This window comes from Dankookia rubra, assembly GCF_004355005.1.
In the GTDB taxonomy this organism is placed as follows: Bacteria; Pseudomonadota; Alphaproteobacteria; order Acetobacterales; family Acetobacteraceae; genus Paracraurococcus; species Paracraurococcus ruber_A.
On the sequence record NZ_SMSJ01000299.1, the window covers coordinates 1 to 938 of the forward strand.

Annotated in this window: 1 protein-coding gene; it reads right to left on the reverse strand. The window is 65.2% G+C overall.

The window, feature by feature from the left end; all coding sequences use genetic code 11:
* The coding region (locus E2C06_RS36675) for an NtaA/DmoA family FMN-dependent monooxygenase (protein ID WP_133293417.1) at positions 1 to 788 on the reverse strand (788 nt) is incomplete at its 3' end.
* Positions 789 to 938: the final 150 nt, after the last annotated feature.

The window sequence follows — 938 nt, forward strand, 5'->3', positions numbered from 1 at the left end:
CCCTTCACGTCGCCGTAGAACTCGGTCATGGCCGCTTGTCTGTTCTGCGCGGCGAAGATCGCCTCGGCCCAGCGCGCGGCGAAATCGCGGCCGCGCTCCGAAGCGCCGGCCTGCATGATCACCGGCCGGCCCTGCGGCGAGCGCGGGATCGACAGCGGACCGCGGCTGCGCACGTGCTGGCCGGCATAGTTGGCGTAGCGGATGCGGCCCGGGTCGCCGAAAACCCCGCGCTCCTTATCGAGGACGAAGACGCCGTCCTCCCAGCAGTCCCAAAGGGCGAAGCAGGCCTCCAGCACCTCGTCGTCGATGTCGTAGCGCAGGTCCTTCGGCGGCAGTGCATCGATGCCGAAATTGCGTGCTTCGAGGTCAGTGGCGGAGGTCACCACGTTCCAGGCGACGCGGCCCTTGCTCAGCACGTCGAGCGAGCCGAGTAGGCGGGCCAAGTGGTAGGCGCTGTGGAAGCTGGTGGAGAGCGTGGCGCCGAGGCCAAGATGCTCGGTCACCCGCGCCATCAGCGGCAGCACGACCATGGGGTCGAGGAAGCTGATCTGCCCGCCGCGCTGGATGTAGGTGTCGAAACCGCCCTGGTGGATGTCGTAAAGGCCGAACAGGTCGGCGAAGAAGCCGCCATCGAACCTTGCGGCCTCGAGGACCCGGGCGATGCGCTCGTAACGGCTGGGCTCTAGGATGTCATCGAGCCTGCTGTCGGGATGACGCCAAGCCCCGACATGTATGCCCGTAGGGCCTGTCTTCAGGTAGGCCAGAAGGTGCATTTCGCGCTTAGGCATGCCGTTCAGCACTATTCCTCCAGCTTATCCGGGAAGCGGCTTCGGCATGTGATCGCTTGAGGCCATGCACCTATTTTGCTATCGGCCTGCGATCGCTGTGTTTGAGCGCAGCATGGTACACGGAGCGCCGTCAACAGCATCGCCAGATCA